15 protein-coding genes and 1 riboswitch are annotated in these 18,897 nt (G+C 60.5%); of the genes, 9 read left to right on the top strand and 6 right to left on the bottom strand.

The window, feature by feature from the left end; all coding sequences use genetic code 11:
• Positions 1–32 precede the first annotated feature (32 nt).
• Positions 33–1,292: a class I SAM-dependent methyltransferase gene (locus ACIQWP_RS24415; protein WP_402793171.1), complete on the top strand. Its 1,260-nt coding sequence runs from the start codon at positions 33–35 to the stop codon at positions 1,290–1,292.
• A 92-nt stretch (positions 1,293–1,384) separates the two neighbouring features.
• Here the strand turns inward: ACIQWP_RS24415 and ACIQWP_RS24410 are convergent, their stop codons facing one another.
• Positions 1,385–1,819 carry a hypothetical protein gene (locus ACIQWP_RS24410; RefSeq protein ID WP_402793169.1) on the bottom strand — a complete coding sequence of 145 codons (435 nt, stop codon included), beginning with the start codon at positions 1,817–1,819 and terminating at the stop codon, positions 1,385–1,387.
• Between the two features lie 264 nt (positions 1,820–2,083).
• Between ACIQWP_RS24410 and ACIQWP_RS24405 the strand changes: the two genes are divergently transcribed.
• Positions 2,084–2,893, top strand: coding sequence for a MipA/OmpV family protein (locus tag ACIQWP_RS24405; protein WP_402793167.1), 810 nt, complete (start codon positions 2,084–2,086; stop codon positions 2,891–2,893).
• A gap of 67 nt (positions 2,894–2,960) precedes the next feature.
• The gene (gene ubiA, locus ACIQWP_RS24400) at positions 2,961–3,923 is read left to right on the top strand and encodes a 4-hydroxybenzoate octaprenyltransferase (protein WP_402793165.1); all 963 of its coding nucleotides are present in this window, start codon (positions 2,961–2,963) and stop codon (positions 3,921–3,923) included.
• Between the two features lie 117 nt (positions 3,924–4,040).
• On the opposite strand, the gene ACIQWP_RS24395 is transcribed toward ubiA, so the two are convergent.
• Positions 4,041–4,607 (bottom strand): DUF6101 family protein, encoded by a 567-nt coding sequence (locus ACIQWP_RS24395; protein WP_402793163.1) that lies wholly within the window; start codon positions 4,605–4,607, stop codon positions 4,041–4,043.
• A gap of 317 nt (positions 4,608–4,924) precedes the next feature.
• Between ACIQWP_RS24395 and ACIQWP_RS24390 the strand changes: the two genes are divergently transcribed.
• Together ACIQWP_RS24390 and ACIQWP_RS24385 are read left to right on the top strand one after the other, a co-directional pair.
• Complete coding sequence (locus ACIQWP_RS24390) at positions 4,925–7,441, top strand: DUF1217 domain-containing protein (RefSeq protein WP_402793161.1); 2,517 nt, start codon at positions 4,925–4,927, stop codon at positions 7,439–7,441.
• A gap of 219 nt (positions 7,442–7,660) precedes the next feature.
• Entirely contained in the window at positions 7,661–10,639 is a 2,979-nt protein-coding gene (locus ACIQWP_RS24385) for a DNA translocase FtsK (protein WP_402793159.1), read from the top strand.
• Positions 10,640–10,940: 301 nt separating this feature from the next.
• Here the strand turns inward: ACIQWP_RS24385 and ACIQWP_RS24380 are convergent, their stop codons facing one another.
• Positions 10,941–11,492, bottom strand: coding sequence for an MOSC domain-containing protein (locus tag ACIQWP_RS24380; protein ID WP_402793495.1), 552 nt, complete (start codon positions 11,490–11,492; stop codon positions 10,941–10,943).
• A gap of 72 nt (positions 11,493–11,564) precedes the next feature.
• Between ACIQWP_RS24380 and phnF the strand changes: the two genes are divergently transcribed.
• A complete protein-coding gene (gene phnF, locus ACIQWP_RS24375) occupies positions 11,565–12,299 on the top strand; it encodes a phosphonate metabolism transcriptional regulator PhnF (protein WP_402793156.1) in 735 nt (244 codons plus the stop codon).
• 4 nt (positions 12,300–12,303) lie between these two features.
• Here phnF and ACIQWP_RS24370 read toward each other — a convergent pair whose 3' ends face one another.
• The 3 genes from ACIQWP_RS24370 to ACIQWP_RS24360 are packed head-to-tail and all read right to left on the bottom strand — an operon-like array spanning position 12,304 to position 15,415.
• A complete protein-coding gene (locus ACIQWP_RS24370; protein WP_402793154.1) occupies positions 12,304–13,734 on the bottom strand; it encodes an FAD-binding oxidoreductase in 1,431 nt (476 codons plus the stop codon).
• Positions 13,735–13,764: 30 nt separating this feature from the next.
• Positions 13,765–14,739: an L-threonylcarbamoyladenylate synthase gene (locus ACIQWP_RS24365; protein WP_402793152.1), complete on the bottom strand. Its 975-nt coding sequence runs from the start codon at positions 14,737–14,739 to the stop codon at positions 13,765–13,767.
• Positions 14,740–14,797: 58 nt separating this feature from the next.
• On the bottom strand, positions 14,798–15,415 hold the full coding sequence (locus ACIQWP_RS24360; RefSeq protein ID WP_402793151.1) for a DUF6656 family protein: 618 nt from the start codon (positions 15,413–15,415) through the stop codon (positions 14,798–14,800).
• A 101-nt stretch (positions 15,416–15,516) separates the two neighbouring features.
• Between ACIQWP_RS24360 and ACIQWP_RS24355 the strand changes: the two genes are divergently transcribed.
• From ACIQWP_RS24355 to ACIQWP_RS24345, 3 genes are all read left to right on the top strand, one after another.
• On the top strand, positions 15,517–15,948 hold the full coding sequence (locus ACIQWP_RS24355) for an ACT domain-containing protein (RefSeq protein ID WP_402793149.1): 432 nt from the start codon (positions 15,517–15,519) through the stop codon (positions 15,946–15,948).
• A gap of 199 nt (positions 15,949–16,147) precedes the next feature.
• Positions 16,148–16,353: riboswitch (cobalamin riboswitch) on the top strand.
• Positions 16,354–16,449: 96 nt separating this feature from the next.
• Positions 16,450–17,694, top strand: a complete 1,245-nt coding sequence (locus ACIQWP_RS24350) for an SRPBCC family protein (protein WP_402793147.1) — start codon at positions 16,450–16,452, stop codon at positions 17,692–17,694.
• A 2-nt stretch (positions 17,695–17,696) separates the two neighbouring features.
• The gene (locus ACIQWP_RS24345; protein ID WP_402793145.1) at positions 17,697–18,785 is read left to right on the top strand and encodes a 2Fe-2S iron-sulfur cluster-binding protein; all 1,089 of its coding nucleotides are present in this window, start codon (positions 17,697–17,699) and stop codon (positions 18,783–18,785) included.
• The last annotated feature ends 112 nt before the right edge of the window (positions 18,786–18,897 follow it).

The raw sequence follows: 18,897 nt of genomic DNA, 5'->3' as shown, positions 1-18,897 counted from the left end.
CTTAATGTCATGTCATAACATTCGGGGCGTCCATGGCGTCGACACTTTTTCCTCTCGTCAAGAAAATCATCCGTAAAGGTTCACTCAGGCTTACACTCGCGTCCGGCGAGACCCATATGGTCGGCGACGGAACCGGAGAGACGGTCGTTGCCCGCTTTGCCGATCAGCAGGCGGAAGATGCCGTTGCCCGCGATCCGACGCTCAAGCTCGGCGAAATGTACATGGAGGGCCGCTTCATCCTCGAGCAGGGGGACATTTACGAGTTCCTGTCGCTGGTGAAGCAGAATACCACCAATGAGATCTTCGATCTGCGCATGGCGGTGTTGCTGATCGGCCGCATCGCCTGGCAGCAAATCAAGAGCCGCTCGCCGATCAACCGCAACAGATACAATGTTGCGCACCACTATGACCTGTCGGCGAAACTGTTCGATCTCTTCCTGGATGAGGATTGGCAATATTCCTGCGCTTATTTCAATCCGCCCGGCATCAGCCTCTACGAAGCGCAGCTGGCCAAGAAACGTCATATCGCTGCCAAGCTGCTGGTCGAGCCCGGTCAGAAGGTGCTGGAGATCGGCTCCGGCTGGGGCGGCATGGCCATGTATCTCGCCGAGGCCTATCCCGGCCTCGACGTGACAGGCATCACGCTCAGCGAAGAACAGCTGAAAGTATCGCGCGAGCGGGCGGCCAAGCGCGGCCTTTCCGATCGCGTTCGCTTCGAGCTGCAGGACTATCGCTACATGACCGGCAAGAAGTTCGACCGCATCGTCTCGGTCGGCATGTTCGAACATGTCGGCATCGGCGACTACGGCAAGTTCTTCCGCAAGGTGTCGGAACTGCTTGACGATAACGGCGTCATGCTGCTGCACTCTATCGCCCGCCCGAAGCCGAGTTTTGCCACCAACGCCTTCATCGAGAAGTATATTTTCCCGGGCGGCTATATCCCGTCGATCGGCGAGACCACGCCGCCGCTGGAAAAGGCCGGGTTGCTCACAAGAGACGTCGAAACCCTGCCGATGCACTATGCCTATACGCTCAGGCATTGGCGCAACCGCTTCGTGGCGCGCAAGGCCGATGCGGTCGCGCTCTACGACGAGAAGTTCTTCCGCATGTGGGAGTTCTATCTGGCCGGCTCCGAAATGGGCTTCCGCTGGGATGAGCTGTTCATCATGCAGCTTCAGATCACCAAGAACCAGTTCGCCGTGCCGGATAACCGCAACTACATCGCCGAGCGCGAGGCGAAGCTGAAGGAATTCGAGGCAGGGCGCGCACCTTTGGAGAAGGTGACATTCTGAGCGCGGGTCGGGACGCGCAAACATAGATTGTTACGCCGGCGGCATGATAATAGGCGCCGGCGTTTCTCATTTACGGTTTATGTGGGTATCGCCTATTTGACCACGCGAATTTTCAGAGTGTGGTCGGCGACGCCGTTCGCCGCATTCAACCCTGTCATTCTAAGAGTGAATTGGTCATCGCCGGTGAAGCCGGCATCGGGCGTATAGTACACGATGGTGCCTTCGGCCGGCTTGCCGTTGCACATGTGCATGGGGTCATCGCTTGGGAAGTGAGCCTTGACGCTGCCGTGGATGATTTCAACCTTGCCATGGCTGCTGGGTTTGACGACGGCGGTATAGGGATAGGATGCAAATGTGCAATCGGGCTTCAGAAACGAAATCGATGTGACCTGGGTTCGCTTGCCGGCGCGGATGCTGCCTTTGCTCTCCGTCTGCTTTGCCCCGCCGATCGGCGCACTGACGCAGCCGGAAAGCGCGATGCCTGCACCCAGCAGCAGACCTAGGGAAATCACAGATATTGTCTTCATTCGATTCTCTTTTTGAAAATGGGGCCGCAAAACGGTCGGCAGCTACGTGCGTAACGATCATTACCTGTGATTGAATATCTCATTCAATAGTTGGATCGCCGCGACAGATCGGCGCACGCTCAAAGATGTTTATTAGAGCAACCTGAATTGGCATACTTATCGAATTCCGCGTCTTGTGGTTAAGAGAGCGGTAACGCGATCCGCATAATTTGAGGCAACTCTCGGGCCATGGGCCCTTTGTATTGCGTGTCATGGAGTTTCAGTTTGTTTACAAAGTTGCGCCCGTTCCTCACCCTCGGCCTTTTTGTCGCCTCTGCAGGCGCCGCCTCCGCCGGCGATGGCCAGTATTTCTGGTCGGGTAACTGGTACCTAAGCGTCGGCGCGGCTGGTTTCTCCGCGCCGAAGTTCGAAGGCGGCAAGCATAACAAGCTGCAGTGGTCACCGCTGGTCTCCATCGGCCGGCAAGGCCCAGGCCCGCGCTTCTCCTCGCGCAACGACAACCCCTCCTTTGCCCTGATCGAAAGCGACGCCTTTCGCGTCGGCATCGTCGGCAAGTTCGTTCCCAGCCGCGACAGCAGCGACGGCCACGAGCTGAAGGGGCTGAAGAAGGTCAAGTGGGGTGTTGAAGCTGGCGGCTTTGCCGAAGCCTACCCGACCGATTGGCTGCGCGCGCGTGTCGAAGTGCGCCAGGGAATTCGCGCCCATAGTGGCCTTGTCGCCGATGCTGCCGTCGATGCTTTCACCGACATCACCCCGGAATTTCGCGCCTCGGCTGGTCCGCGCATGACGCTTGCCACCAACGACTATTTCAACACCTATTACGGCGTCAATGCACGCGAGTCGGCCGCTTCCGGCCTCAGCCGTTACAATCCAGGCGGCGGCGTGAAATCCGTCGGTTTCGGTGGCGCGCTGACCTGGAAAGCCTCGCAGAACTGGACCACCAGCACTTTCCTGGAATACACCCGGCTCACCGGCCCTGCCGGCGACAGCAGCCTCGTGCGCGAGCGCGGCGACCGCAACCAGCTGCTGATCGGCATCTCCGCCAGCTACAAGTTCAACTTCACGATGAACTGAGAAATGAGCGGGGCTGCGGCCCCGCTGCCGCTTGACCTCCGGCGCCGGATGTCACTACTAATCGCCTATGCAAAAGACAGGTGACATCAACGGGCGCGTCGCCGACGCGCCTTCCGGTAACTGGGTCTATCGTATCCTGCCCCCGACGCTATGGCCCTATGCGCAGCTTGCGCGCTGGGACAGGCCGATCGGCTGGCAGCTCCTGATGTGGCCGTGCTTTTGGTCCGTAGCGCTCGCGGCCAATGCCTCCGCGACCACGGGACACGGCTCGCCGGGCTTCGTGGTGATCTACCACCTCATTCTTTACTTCATCGGCGCGGTTGCGATGCGCGGCGCCGGCTGCACCTATAATGATCTGGTCGACCACGAGATTGACATGTCCGTGGCGCGCACGCGCTCGCGCCCGCTGCCGTCTGGCCGCGTGACGCGTACCCAGGCCAAGGTGTTCATTGCGCTGCAGGCCCTGGTCGGCCTTCTGGTGCTACTGCAATTCAACTGGTTTGCCGTCATCCTCGGCGTGCTGTCGCTCGGCATCGTCGCGCTCTATCCCTTTGCCAAACGCTTTACCGACTGGCCGCAATTCTTCCTCGGCCTTGCCTTCTCCTGGGGTGCGCTGATGGGCTGGGCCGGGCTGTTCGGCAGCCTGTCGCTTGCTCCGATCGTGCTCTATCTCGCAGCCATCCTCTGGACGATCGGCTACGATACGATCTACGCGCATCAGGACAAGGAGGATGACGAGCTGATCGGCGTGCGCTCGACCGCCCGGCTTTTCGGCGATCGGACGCGCCTCTGGCTGGTCGGGCTTTACGGCGCGACGCTGCTGCTCATGCTGGTAGCCTTCGCTCTGGCCGGCACAGGCTGGCTCGCCTATCTCGGCCTCATCGTCGCCGGCGGCATGTTCGCCTATCAGATCGCCGTGCTCGACATCAACGACGGCGAGCAATGCCTGGCCCTGTTCAAATCGAACAATCGCGTCGGGCTGATTATCTTCGCCGGCCTCTTCCTGTCGTTCCTGTTTCTCGTGCCCTAAGAAAAGCTTTCCCGGGCGATCGCGAAACCTTTGTCGCAATAACAGAAGCTCGGCTGCGGAATCGTTCCTTCCGTGGCCGAGATCTTGGTGCACAGTCGGTTTTTGAGCCGATACGGCTTAGCGCCTTGCGATGATCTCGCGGCCCTGGATACTCATCTTGACGCCGAGCTTGCCGGTCGTGCGGCGCACGAGGAAGCGTGGACGGCGATTTGCGAAATAGGAATGGCGGCGACGCGGCTGGCTGTCCTGTGAACGGACGCCGCCGAGATGCTCTTCGAGGGGACGGGCGACGCCGTCGGCCTCAATCATTAGCATGGGAATGCGGAAGGCTTCGGACCAGGAGCGCCAGTCGGCGGCGATGTCGCTGAGGTCGTGAGCGACGAGAAGGGGAATGCAGAGATCCGGATCGGAGTGGTGCAGTTCCAGCGTGACGGTCACTTCGCCATCGCCATGGTCTATGGCCCGGGCTGCAACGCCCTTGAATGCACGCTTGGGCAAGGCAACGGACAGCGGCAGGCCGCTGGACGGCAGGATCTTGCGCAGCACGGCGCCGCGCTCGTCGATCGTAATGGTGACGTCACCTTCGGCACCTCGCATGGCATAGCTGACCTGTTGCGGGAAGCGCGCCGGATCAAGCCGCAGTGTGGTTCCAGCCCAATCGGGCTTCAGGACGGTATTAGTCATCGATTTTCTACCCTTGCTTTACCTGAGAGCCGGTTGTTCCGGTCTTCTCTCGGAGAACTTTTGTCCTCTCGTTGTTGGGCAGATTAGGCGCCGTCCCTTCCAGACAGCTTAAAAATCGAGGTTAAGAAAACTTTGCGTCCTCAAATGGTTAGCAAAGTCAACTCCATCAGGGTTTCCATAAGGTGAACACACGGCAGGGAAGTGCTTCAATGGTATACACGCATAGGGTGAGTTGGTGTAAGTCTCGGGTAAGGTTTGTATGAAATAATAAGAGCCAGATTCGTCCCCTTTATTAGAGATCTATTGGGATTCTGCTGATGATTTCCACTTATCTTGGTTATACGGTCGCAACCAGAGATATGACGACCTCGCTCAATCAGGTGGCGCAGCAGTCGCAAAACAAGCGTTTGATCGACTATTACAACGCCAATATCGGCAAAGTAACCAATGTCGATGACTTCCTGAATGACTATCAGCTATACAGTTACGCAATGGAAGCCTACGGGCTTTCGGACATGACCTACGCCAAGGCCTTTATGAAACAGGTGCTGACCAGCGACCTCAGCGACAGCAGCAGTTTCGCCAATAAGCTCACCGATCCGCGCTACAAGGAATTCGCTGCGGCGTTCAATTTCGGTACGAGCGCGACGGGCACGACGAATACGGCACAAACCAGCACGCAGGAAGACGATCTCATCGGGCTTTACCAGCAGTCGTTTACGAATGAAGAGACGTCGGCGGCGACCGAAACGAGTTATTACAGCCAGAACATCAGCTCGGTTAAGACGGTTGACGATCTTCTCGGCAATACGCGCCTGCGCAACTATGTGCTGCAGGCCTATGGCATCGATCCGACCTATGTATCGAATTCGTCTTTGAAGCAGATGCTGACGAGCGATCTCAGCGATCCGAACAGCTACGTCAACCAGAACGGCGGCACCGCCGACAAGGCTCTGGTGGCGGAATTCAATTTCAATGCCGACGGCACGATCAAGACGTCGACGCCGGACGGCGACACGGCCTATTACCAGGCCAATATCGGCAACGTCACCTCGGTCGACCAGCTGACGTCCAATCCGCAGCTGTTCCAATACGTCAAGACGGCATTCAATATCCCGTCCTACATTACGGCTGACCAGTTCAATGCTTCGGCCAAGGATGCCAGCACCGCAAGCTCGAACGGGCTGACCGCCGTCATGGCTGAGTTCAACTTCCAGAGCGACGGCACGGTTGCGTCCGGCTCGCAGGCTCAGACCTCTGACCAGATAAGCGCCACGACGGCGGGCTATACCGCGAACTATCCCGGAGGGCCGCAGACCCTCAGCCAGCAGGCCGACGTGATGAGCGCCTACAATTCCACCGTACCCTCGTTCACGACGAGTGTCGGTGCGACCGACAATGACCTTTATTACAAGAATCATATCGGCTCCATCACGACCGTCGACCAGCTGACATCGGACACGCGTCTTTTCGATTACATCAAGACGGCTTACGGCATCGACCCGACCACGCCCGCCGTCGTCTTCAAGAACGCTTTCGCCGATGCGACGACCGCCTCCATCTTCGGTCTGACCGACGTTGTCTCCCAGTTCAATTTCCAGTCGGACGGCACGCTTGCCTCCGGCCAGACGGCGCAGTCCCAGGACGAGATCGACGCGGCCTCCACGGCCTATATGAGCAACTACCAGTCGTCTCAATCGACCCTGACCACGGATGCGGTCAACAACTACAAGAACCGCATCGCCAGCGTGAAGACCATCAAGGATTTCTTTGCGAGCAATACGTCCGACAGCAGCACCGCTAACGACAGCGCGCCCGAACTCTATCAGATGGCGCTGCGCGCCTATGGCATCGGTGAGAACGAAGTCACCAAGTCTCAGCTGACGAAGATCCTCGAAAGCGATCCCTATGATCCGAAGAGCTACGTCAATTCTCTCAAGGACTCCCGCTTCACCGCGCTTGCCAAGGCGTTCAATTTCGACAGCAGCGGCAATCTGAAAGCGCCGGTGCAGTCCTTGTCGCAGACACAGATCAACAGCTATATCTCGCAATATTCCAGCCGCAGCACGGCAGGGCTGTCGGGCGCCGAGCTGACCAAGGCGACCAGCGATGCCAAGACCGCCGGCACCTATTTCGCCACCAATATCGTCAACGTGACCAGCGTCACGGATCTGCTGGCCGACAGCAAGCTCACGAACTTCATCCTGACGGCCAACGGCATTGATCCGAAGACGGTCGATACGGCGACGTTGAAGAAGGCTTTCGCCTCCGATCCGTCCGATTCGAAGAGCTTCGTCAACACCACCGATGGCGCCAAATTCAAGACCATCGTCGAAGACTTCAATTTCGGCACCGACGGCAACCTGACCGACAGCAAGCTCGGCACGGCGCAAAACCAGGGCGCTCTCGCCGCGACCAATGATCTCTATCTGCATCAGACGCTGGAAGACCAGGAAGGCGAGACCAACCCCGGCGTGCGTCTGGCGCTCTACTTCCAGCGCAAGGCGCCCGACATCAATTCGATCTATGACATCATGGGTGATTCCGCGCTTTATGAGGTCATCACCACGACCTACAATCTGCCGAGCTCGATCTCCAACATGGATGTCGATACCCAGGCCAGCATGCTGAGCAAGTTCGTCAATGTGAGCGACCTGCAGGACCCGACCAAGGTCAACCAGCTGCTGCAGCGATTCTCGGCGATGTACGACATGGAGAACAACACGACCGCCTCGACGTCGCCGGCGCTGTCGATTCTCACGGGCTCGTCTTCGGGCACCGGCATCAGCGCCGACACGCTGCTTTCCATCGCGCAGCTATCCTCGTCGCGGTAACAGGTCTCGCAAAAAATTTAACCTGCCCCCTTGTCGCGTTCTCACGCGGCAGGGACCCGTCATGCGCTTGTTTCCGCAAGGTTTCCGAACATTTGCGGATGTGTTTGGCGGGTGCGGAATGGCTGCTTTCCACAACGGCAGGAAGGAACTTATTAACCATCCTTGCCCTATTCGATTTGAGAAGCCATCGGCAATATCAATGACTGGGTTGCAGGTCTCATGCGTCTTTCCCGAACGACACTTTCAAACGCATCACAAGGCGTCCAGCCTGAGGGCGATCTCGACCCGGAACAGGTAGCCGAAGAGGCTCGCCGTGCCGAGCAGATCGCCGCTCGCCGCGCGTTCCTGGAAGAGAAGATTCGCAACGTTCGTGAAGCCAAGCGCAAGACTGAAGAGCAGCGCCAGGCCGAGGAAAAGCGCCTCGCCGAAGAGGTGAGGAAGCGGACCGCCGCAGCACCCCCGCCGGTCGTGGAGGCGCTGCAGGCCGCCGCGGTGACGAGCGAGCAGGAAATGCCTGTTCTCCCGCAGGGGATCTCTGCGGAAGATCTCGCATCGCCCGGCTGGCAGAATGCCTTTCTGATGGGGCCGAATGTGCGGTTTACCCGCACGCGCGAAAACGAGATCATCAGCCGCCGGCCGCCTGCAGAGCCACAGGTCGACGTCAGGCCGCAGGTCGCCTCGCATGCGGCCATGCGGGTGATGGATCAGCCGGCCGTCGAGGCTCCGGTTGTTGCCGCTGCTCCGCAGCCCATGCACTTCGCCGAGTTCCATCTGCCGCCGCTGGAGGACATGCCCTTTGCGGTGCAACACTACATACCGACAGTAATTCAGAGTTCTCCGGCAACCGAGCCGGACGCATTGGAGATGACCGTTATCGCTACCGCATTCTCGAAAGCTCCCGCGATTGCGCTGGATGCTTCCCCTGTTCAGTCAAGTGTTCCCGAGTCCGTAGCCGCGCCTGTGGTCGAGTCGCGTCTTGTCCATCTCTCCGATTTCGCCTTCTGGGATGCGATGCCGTTCGACGGCGAGTTCGTCTCTGCCCTCAAGGGTGAGCCGAAGCAGCCGGCGACGCCGCAGAGGCCGGAAGTCGATGCCGAAGCGATCATCGCCAAGTTCCGCGTCGTCGAATGCCGCCGCCCGGCTGCGGCTGTCGAGCCCCAGCTCGCTGTCGTGCCGTCCCCGGCGATCGAAATAGCAGCGCCGCTCGAAGCCGTTTCCAGCCAGCCGACGGCAGATCTCAGCACGCCAGCCATGGACGAGCTTGTAGCGCTTGAGGCCGCCGTTCTGGCTCCGGTCGTCGAAGCGACACCTGTCGTTATCGAAGCACCTGAAGCCGAGCAGCAGCCTGTGGCGGCGCCGGCCGAGACATTCGTGCCGCCCGCGTTTGTAACGGCAGTCTATGGTGCTGATGTAACTCCCGCAGCCGAAACCCGTCCCGCTCCGGTCATGGTCTTGGCACCGATGCCGATGAAGGTTGCAGCACCTGCGCCGGTCGCGCCCGTTGCCAGGGCAGCGCCGATCCTTCCGGCCGTCGAAGCTGCCGCCCAGCGGCTGATCGATGCGCCGCCGTCGCCATCGCGGATCTCGCCGCGCCGTCCTGCGTCCCTGACACCGCCCGAGTGGCGCCCGATCGCTCCCAGCGTCGATGGCGAATACGAGCTGCCGCCGCGCGAGCTGCTGCAGGAGCCCGCCGTCCGTTCCGGCGTGATCATGACGCAGGAAACGCTGGAGCAGAATGCCGGCCTGCTGGAAAGCGTGCTTGAGGATTTCGGCGTCAAGGGCGAGATCATCCATGTCCGCCCCGGCCCGGTCGTCACGCTTTATGAATTCGAACCTGCGCCCGGCGTCAAATCCTCGCGCGTCATCAATCTTGCCGACGATATTGCCCGCTCGATGTCGGCGCTGTCGGCTCGTGTCGCCGTCGTTCCCGGCCGCAACGTCATCGGCATCGAATTGCCGAACGTCAACCGCGAGACCGTCTATTTCCGCGAGATGATCGATTCGCCCGATTTCGAGAAGAGCGGCTACAAGCTGGCGCTCGGCCTCGGCAAGACGATCGGCGGCGAGCCCGTCATCGCGGAACTCGCGAAGATGCCGCATCTGCTCGTCGCCGGCACCACCGGCTCGGGCAAGTCCGTCGCGATCAATACGATGATCCTGTCGCTGCTCTATCGCATGACGCCGGAACAGTGCCGCCTGATCATGGTCGATCCGAAGATGCTGGAACTCTCCGTTTATGACGGCATTCCGCACCTGCTGACCCCTGTCGTCACCGATCCCAAGAAGGCCGTGATGGCGCTGAAGTGGGCGGTGCGCGAAATGGAGGATCGCTATAAGAAGATGTCGCGCCTCGGCGTGCGCAATATCGACGGCTATAACAGCCGCGTCGCCTCCGCCAAGGAAAAGGGCGAGACGATCCACGTCATGGTCCAGACCGGCTTCGACAAGGGCACGGGTGCCCCGATCGAAGAGCAACAGGAAATGGACCTGACGCCGATGCCCTATATCGTCGTCATCGTCGACGAGATGGCAGATCTGATGATGGTCGCCGGCAAGGAAATCGAAGGCGCGATCCAGCGCCTGGCGCAGATGGCGCGTGCCGCCGGTATTCACCTGATCATGGCGACACAGCGTCCTTCGGTCGATGTCATCACCGGCACGATCAAGGCGAACTTCCCGACACGCATCTCCTTCCAGGTGACGTCGAAGATCGACAGCCGCACCATTCTCGGCGAGCAGGGTGCCGAACAGCTCCTCGGCCAGGGCGACATGCTGCACATGGCCGGCGGCGGTCGCATCTCCCGCGTCCACGGCCCCTTCGTGTCCGACGAGGAAGTCGAAAAGGTCGTCGCGCACCTGAAGCTGCAGGGCCGTCCGGAATATCTCGACACGGTCACCGCCGACGAGGATGAGGAAGACGAGGAAGAAGATACGGCTGTCTTCGACAAGGGCGCGATTGCCTCGGAAGATGGCGACGATCTCTACGAACAGGCGATCAAGGTGGTCATGCGCGACAAGAAGTGCTCGACCTCCTACATCCAGCGCCGCCTCGGCATCGGCTACAACCGCGCGGCATCGCTCGTCGAGCGCATGGAAAAGGACGGTCTGGTCGGCCCCGCCAACCATGTCGGCAAGCGCGAGATCATCTCTGGCAACCGCAATGGCGGCGGCAATTCGGGTAGTGAGGATTTCGATTGATGTAGTTGGGGGATGACGCCAGCTGCGATCGTCGCGGAGAGTGCGCACCCCCCTCTGTCCCTTTCGGGACATCTCCCCCACAAGGAGGGAGATCGGTAACTGGCGGCACGTGCGTGCCTCAAACAAACATCTCGCCCGCGGAAACTAAAATGCGATGACTTAGCGAAGCGGTGCGACATGCTCCCAACAATCTCCCCCCTTGTGGGGGGAGATGTCACGAAGTGACAGAGGGGGGTATCAAGCCCTCGGCGTATTCAGAGCCAACTTGTCTCTATGCGGCCGCGTCAAATTAATCCCAATATCAAACCCGCTCGAGCTTGATATGCGGCAGTGGCGGCAGCTCGACGCGGATGGCATCGTCGCGCTGCACGCGGCCACCCTGCGAGACGATGCCCATGATGCCGGCCTTGCGGATCAAGCCGCCGTTGGCATCCTTGTCGAGCACCGCATGCAGCAGACCCTTTTGGAAATCATCGATCTGCTTGCAGGGATTGCGCAAGCCGGTCACCTCGACGATGGCCTCATCGCCGATATGCAGGCGCGTGCCTTGCGGCAGCGAAAGCAGGTCGATCCCTCTGGTCGCGATATTCTCGCCCATGTCGCCCGGCGAAACGGAAAATCCCTTCTCCGTCAGTTCGTCGAACAGTTCTTCGTGGATGATATGCACCTGGCGCAGATTGGGCTGGGTGGGATCGACCGCGACGCGCGAGCGGTGTTTTACCGTCACCCCCATATGCGCGTCGCCTTCGACGCCGAGCCCCGTCAGCAGCTGAATGTGATCCTTGGTCTGCTTGCTGAAGCCGTGCATGCCGCTGCTGCTGACAGAAGTCACATATATCCGCTTGTCGCCCATGCCGAACCCTTCCATAAACGATCCAACTCTCTATAAATTGGTATATACCAATTTCAAGGCGACAGTATTGTGATGGACGAGAAAAATCTGCAGGGCGAAAGCTCAAAATCCGCGGGAGGCTGGGCGGCCGTAGCCGCGGAGCTCAGACGCGCCATCGATGGGGGCAAGCATGCCCCTGGCAGCCGCCTGCCGGGCGAACGCGCCTTGTCCGAACAATTCGGTGTTTCGCGGGTGACGGTGCGCCGCGCGATCGCCGAGCTGGAGGGGGAGGGCTTGCTGCGCGTGGCGCGCGGTAGCGGCGCCTATGTGCGCGCCGATATGCCTGTTCGCTTCCAGCTAGGCGACAAGGTTCGGTTCAGCAAGAACCTGACTGCTACGGACGCTAACCTCACGCGCAAGGTTGTCTCCGCGAAGGAGGTTCGGGCAACCGCCGATATCGCCGCGAGGCTGAATCTGCAGCCCGGCGAGGCGGTGCTTGACATGTGCGTGGTCGCCTATGCCGATGCGCTTCCCGTCTCGGTGGTCATGCGCAGTTGCTCGGCAAAGCGCTTCCCCGGTCTGGCGGAGAAATTTACCGCGACGGGCTCATTCACGGCCGCGCTGAAGGACTATGGCGTCATGGACTATTGGCGCCGCTCCACGGACATCACCGCGCGTATGCCCACGGAAGCCGAAGCGCGCCTTCTGCAGCAATCGCGTCTGGTGCCGGTGCTTGCCTATGCCGGTGAAGACATCGATGCCGATGGCACCGTTATCTCTTGTCAGATCGGCTGCTTCGCCTCCGAGCGGGTCGTCGTAACCGTCTGATATCTCAGACCTTCAAAACCTTCCCCGGGTTCATGATCCCCGCAGGGTCAAACGCCGTCTTGATCCGGCGCATCAGGTCCATCTCGATATTGGAGCGGATTGAAGCCAGCTCGTCGCGCTTCAGCTGGCCGATGCCGTGCTCGGCGGAGATAGAGCCGCCATGCTGCAGCACCAGCCCATGCACGATCTTGTTGATCTCGTGCCAGCGACCGATAAACTCCGCCTTGTCGGCGCCGATAGGCTGCGAGATGTTGTAGTGGATGTTGCCGTCGCCCATGTGGCCGAAAGCGCAGACGCGTGCGCCGGGTAGGGCTGCGGTAACGGCCTTTTCCGCCTCCGCCATGAATTGCGGGATCTGTGCCACGGGCACGGAAACGTCGTGCTTGATCGAACCGCCCTCCGGCTTCTGTGCATCCGACATGCTCTCGCGCATGCGCCAGATGGCCTTCTGCTGCGCTTCCGAGCTGGCGATGGTCGCATCCTGTATTAGGCCGGCCTCATAGCCCTGCTCGAGCAGGGCCGTCATCATCCGTTCTGCCGTCTCGGCCGAATCGGAGGTGGAGATGTCGATCAGGACGTACCAGGGATGCGCCGTCTCCAGAGGATCGCGCACGCCCGGAATATGCCGAGTGGTGAATTCGACGCCGATGCGCGGCATCAGCTCGAAACCCGTCAGCGCCGTGCCGCAGAGGCTGGAGGCATTCTTGAACAGGGTCAGCGCGTCGTCGACCGATTTCAGTCCGGCAAAGGCGACCTGATGGCCGAGGGGCTGCGGAAAGAGTTTTAGCACCGCGCCGGTGATGACGCCGAGCGTGCCTTCCGCGCCGATAAAGAGATCGCGCAGATCGTAACCGGTATTGTCCTTCTTGAGGCGGCGCAGCCCATTCCAGATCTCGCCCGTGGGCAGCACGACTTCAAGGCCAAGGCAGAGCTGGCGCATGTTGCCATAGGCAAGGACCGCCGTGCCGCCGGCATTGGTGGAAAGATTGCCGGCGATGCGGCACGAGCCTTCCGAGCCGAGCGACAACGGGAACATGCGGCCATGCTCGGCCGCCGCCTTGTGAACATCGGCGAGAATGCAGCCGCCTTCGACGATCATGGTATTGCCGACCGGATCGATATCGCGAACGCGGTTCATGCGCTCCAGCGACAGGAGGATGTCGGAGCCGCCCTCGCGCGGCGTCTGTCCGCCGACAAGGCCGGTATTGCCGGTCTGCGGAACGATGGCCGCGCCGGTCTCGCTCGCAAGCTTCAGGATCGCCGAAACTTCTTCCACCGAACCGGGCTTGAGCAGCAGGGGCGAAGCGCCATGATAGAGACCGCGGTTTTCCACCAGATGCGGTGCGATCTCCGCAGGGTCCCGCGATGCGTGCTTGTCTCCCACGATCGCAGCGAAGCGGTCGAGAAGGGCGGAGGAGGGGGCGGAGTTGCTCATGGCGTGTCCTTTGCCGATAGGTCGGGCTGATCAGTCTCTGGGTGCAGCTGCGCGGCGCAGCCGGTCATTGATGGCCTCGCCGAGGCCCTCGTCGGGAATATGCGAAAAGGCAATGGTCGCGGCACCCGTGGCGTCGGCGCGCTTCATGAAGTCGAAGAGGTTTGCGGCGGCTTCGGAGAGATCGCCGTCGGCGCTCAAATCAAGCACGGCAAGGGCTTTTTCGATGCCGGCGATGGCGGGTGTTCCGAAGCGGATCAGCGTCTCGTTCTCGGAAACCTCCGTCGCGTCCAGCCGCACCGCTGCTCCGGGTGCGTAATGCGAGGCGAGCATGCCGGGCGCTTCGATGGCAGCCGAAGCCTTCTTCTTGCGCTTCAGCGCCTTTCCCGCCACCCGCTCGATCTCGCTTGCCGCAAGGCCGCCGGGTCGCAGGAGGCGCATCTCGCCATCCTCGACCTTGACGATGGTCGACTCCACGCCCACGACCGAGGCACCCGCGTCGAGGATCAGCGTGATCCGCTCACCGAGATCGTCGTCGACATGATCGGCGCTGGTGGCGCTGATCTTGCCCGAGGTATTGGCGCTTGGTGCTGCAAGCGGCCGGTTGAAGGCGCGGATCAGCTCGCCGGCAAAGCCCTTGGGCACGCGGATGCCGACCGTGTCGAGCCCGGCCGTCGCCAGCGGATGAATGCCGCTATCGGGCTTGAGCGGCAGCACCAGAGTCAGCGGACCGGGCCAGAAAGCTTCCGCCAGCTTGCGCGAAATCGGATCGAAGATGGCATAGCGCTCCGCCATGGCGAGATCGCTCATATGACAGATCAGCGGATTGAAGCGCGGCCGCCCCTTGGTCTCGTAGATCCGGGTGATGGCGGCGGGATTGGTGGCATCGGCGGCAAGGCCATAGACCGTCTCCGTCGGCAGCCCGATCGGCAAACCCTCGGCAAGGGTTGCGGTCGCGACGTCTATCGCGGTTTGCGGATGTTCGAGAATGTCTATGTGTCGTGCCATGGCCTGCCTGCTTGCAGTTCAGGCCGTTCTTATGCTCTTCGAGTTTTCGGATCAATCGTCAAAGCTGGCGAATGATGTCGCGAAGCTGCTCGTTGCGGGCGCCGAGCAGGAGAACATTGCGGATGGCGATCTGCGGATCGTGGGTATGGAACAACACGCCGTTGCCCCTGATGTCGCGATTGATCGTCAGCTTCTTGTCTTCCGCCGCCTTGTCCGGATGGATGGCGACGGCGAAATACATCCGTGAATATTTGAGGCTGATGTCTTCGAAGAAGTTCTCTTCCTGACCGATGCGGGCAAAGAAGTTGGCGATATAGAAGGCCCAGTTCACGTCCTCATAGTGCGCGAACTGCGTCCGCGCGGCTGTCACGTGGCAATAGCCGAGATGCGGCGTGTCCTTCAGCGTGTGATGGAAGATGAGCTTCGGGAAGCGGATCGATTTGTGGAAGCTGTTGAGCCTGTCATGGGTCTTTTCGCCGGCATCCCTGAGCTTCAGCGCCGTGCGCTCGGCCACGTGCTCGTGACTGAGATATTCCCGCTCCTCGGCAAGCCAATGCGACCTGTTGCGGTTGATGCGGCCCGTGCGCAGGAATTCGCTGTAGCCCGTCGTCGATACCGGTGGCGTCGGTTCGGGCTCGGCGGGCTTCCCAGCGTCGAAATATCTGAGTTTGGCCATGCCGGATCTCGCTATATCAGTCTCTGGGCGGCATGATAGATCGAATAGCTTGAGCCGGGCTTAACCGTTTGGATGCCGAACCCTGGGGAAGACTGAGAAACATGTCGGGAATTATCGATCTCAAACAGCTCCTGTCCGCCATGAAGCCGAATCTCGCCGAGGGCGAATTTGTCTATTGCAGCGTTCCGGCGTCGGCACTGGCCGATTACATCCATCTGGAACCGATCGGGCTCTTTCGCGAAAGAGAAGGTGTGACGCTGATCCTGCCGCTGGAAGTGGCCCGAAAGGCGGGGCTTCCGGTCGCTCCCGCCATGCGCATGATCACGCTTGAGGTTCACTCTTCTCTCGAGGCCGTAGGTCTGACCGCAGCCTTCGCAACGGCTTTGGGAAACGAGGGTATCAGCGCCAATGTCGTCGCGGCCTTCTATCATGACCACATCTTCGTCCCGGCCCTCGATGCCGGTCGCGCGATGGCCGCTCTGCAAGCCCTTTCGTCCGCCCAATCGTCTGTTTCGTCACCCTCTGCCAGCTGATCCGTCGCAATCAGAATAAAGCGTCATCGGCGAGGGTCGGACGGAGCATCGCTTTCATTGCTGGCGCCGGAACATAAGCAATTGAATTGCTTTTCTATATTGTTTGTAAAGACGACCGTGTCGGCGCCCTGTTTTGCCTGTCGTCAATTTCGAAGCCGATGTCGCATTGTAGCGCAGCGGCTGATGCGGCCGAGCGCTATGATGTTATCAATCTCAAGGTGCCGTCTGCTAGGGAGATGGAGAATTGGGAAGCCGGTCAAAATCCGGCGCTGCCCCCGCAACGGTGGTGGAGTGAGGCATGGCGGATAAAGCCACTGGGTCTGGTCGGCCTGGGAAGGTGCCATGGGGTCCCGGAAACAGGGCCGCTCCAGAGCCCGGAAACCAGCCTTGGGCACATATGGTTTACTGACCGCGGCGGGCGGTCGGGGCATTGCTTTCGGCCGTTCCCACCGGCCTTGCATGTCCTCTGCTCGTCTTCCGGTATTGTGCAAGGATAGGCAAATGGATATCGGCAGCAAAGTTCTGCGGCAATTGAAGAACCACCGGACAGGCTTGAGCCTGGAGCAACCATTCTATACCGACCCGGATTATTTCAAGCTCGATATGGAGACGATCTACTATCGCGATTGGCTGTTCATCGGCCATGATTGCGAAGTGCCGCGCGCGGGCAATTACTTCACCGTCCAGATCGGCGATTATCCCGTCGTCATCGTCCGCGGCCGCGACCAGGTCATCCGCGCGTTCCATAATAGCTGTCGCCATCGCGGCTCGCGTGTTTGCAACACCGAGCGCGGCTCCTCGGCAAAGCTCGTCTGCCCCTATCACCAGTGGACCTACGAACTTGACGGCTCGCTGCTCTTCGCCCGGCAGATGGCGGAGGATTTCGACAAGAGCCAGCACGGGCTGAAACCGGTTCATTGTGAAAGCGTCGGCGGCTACATCTTCATCTGCCTTGCACAGAACGCTCCGGATTTCGCCCCGCTGCGCGCGACGGTCGAGCCCTATATGGCGCCGCATCGCATCAGCGAGGCCAAGATCGCCTTCCAGAGCACCATCATCGAGAAGGGCAACTGGAAGCTGGTCTGGGAAAACAATCGCGAGTGCTACCACTGCGCGGCCAATCATCCCGAGCTTTGCCGCACCTTCCCGGAAGCCCCGACCGTCAGCGGCGTGCAGGGCGCCATGAGCGACCCGGTCATCACCGAGCACTGGGCACGTTGCGAGGCCGCAGGCCTGCCGAGCGAATTCAAGCTTTCTCCGGACGGCCAGTTCCGTGCGACGCGCATGCCGCTGATCGAAGGCGCGGAAAGCTACACCATGTCCGGCCAGAATGCCGTCAAGCGGCCGCTCTCGTCCGATGTAACGATCAACGGCATCGGCACGATGCTGCTGTTCCATTATCCGACGACGTGGAACCACATGCTCGGCGACCACGCGATTTCCTTCCGTGTTCTGCCGATCAGCGCCGAGGAAACGGCCGTCACCACGAAGTGGCTCGTTCACAAGGATGCCGTCGAAGGCGTCGACTACGATCTGGAAGAGCTGACCCACGTCTGGACCGAAACCAACGACCAGGACCGCCGTATCGTCGAGGAAAATGCCTTCGGCATCCGCTCACCGGCCTATGAGCCCGGTCCCTATTCGGAGATCCATGAAGGCGGCGTCATGCAGTTCGTCGAATGGTACACGACTTTCATGATCAACCGGCTGCAGGGCGACCAGGCCAAGCTGTCGGCGGTTGCCTGAGTATGAACATGGCCGTCTCCCTCCGTCATAGACACCTCGACCAGATGCAGCCCTGGAGCGACAGGCAGCATCTGCTTGAATGCCTCTCGGTCACGCCCGAAGCGCCCGATGTGATGACCTTCACATTCGGGTCCGACAAGGACAATTGGTTCCGCTACCTGCCGGGCCAGTTCGTGACGCTTGAGCTGCCGACGGCTTCGGAGCCGGTCATGCGTACCTATACGCTGTCCTCGACGCCGTCGCGGCCCTTCTCGGTCGCCGTGACGGTCAAGGCGCAGAAGGACAGCATCGGCACGCGCTGGATGTTCGAGAACCTCAAGCCGGGCATGCGCATCAAGGCTTTCGGCCCGCTCGGTGATTTCAGCCATATTCGCCATCCGGGAGAGAAGTACCTTTTCGTCTCGGCCGGTTCCGGCATCACGCCGATGATGTCGATGACGCGTTACATGTCCGATATCGCGCCATTGTCGGATATCACTTTCGTCAACTGCTCGCGCAGCCCCGCCGACATCATCTTCCGCTCCGAACTCGAATATCTCGCCCGCTTCATGCCGAACCTCAATCTCGGCCTGATCGTCGAGGGCTGTGGCCGTACCGATCTCTGGTCGGGATTGAAGGGCCGCATCGACAAGGCGAAGATTGGTCTGCTGGCGCCCGATTTCATGGACCGGACGATCTTCTGCTGCGGGCCGGAAGTCTTCATGGATGCGGTGCGATCCATGCTGGAAGCGCACGGTTTCGACATGTCGCGCTACCACCAGGAAAGTTTCCAGCCGGCGAATGCGGCAACGCCGCTTGCGGAAGTTGCCGACGATGCTTCCGGCGAGGCTGCGACCACGATCCGCTTCACCATGGCCGGCAAGGATGTCGTCTGCGCGGCGGGGCAGACTGTGCTTCAGGCGGCGCGCGGCGCGGGCGTTCGCATCGGGGCGGCGTGTGAATCCGGCCTTTGCGGCACATGCCGGGTGATGAAGCTTTCCGGCGAAGTCGACATGAGCCACAATGGCGGCATCCTCGATGACGAGATCGACGAAGGCTATATCCTCGCCTGCTGCTCGCGGCCGAAGACAGACGTGCAGATCGAGGCCTGAGGCCAGTTCGGCTAGGGTGTGTACCCATGAGCCAAGATACACTTAACGTATGCTGTCGCCGCAACGGCGGCGGCGAAGCGAAGACAGCCTGACCTCGCTTGCGGATCACGAA

Origin of the sequence: Rhizobium sp. NPDC090279, assembly GCF_044769665.1 — a bacterium.
In the GTDB taxonomy this organism is placed as follows: domain Bacteria; phylum Pseudomonadota; class Alphaproteobacteria; order Rhizobiales; family Rhizobiaceae; genus Rhizobium.
The sequence above is the reverse complement of the archived record's forward strand: the minus strand, read 5'-3'. Positions and strand labels throughout refer to the sequence as shown.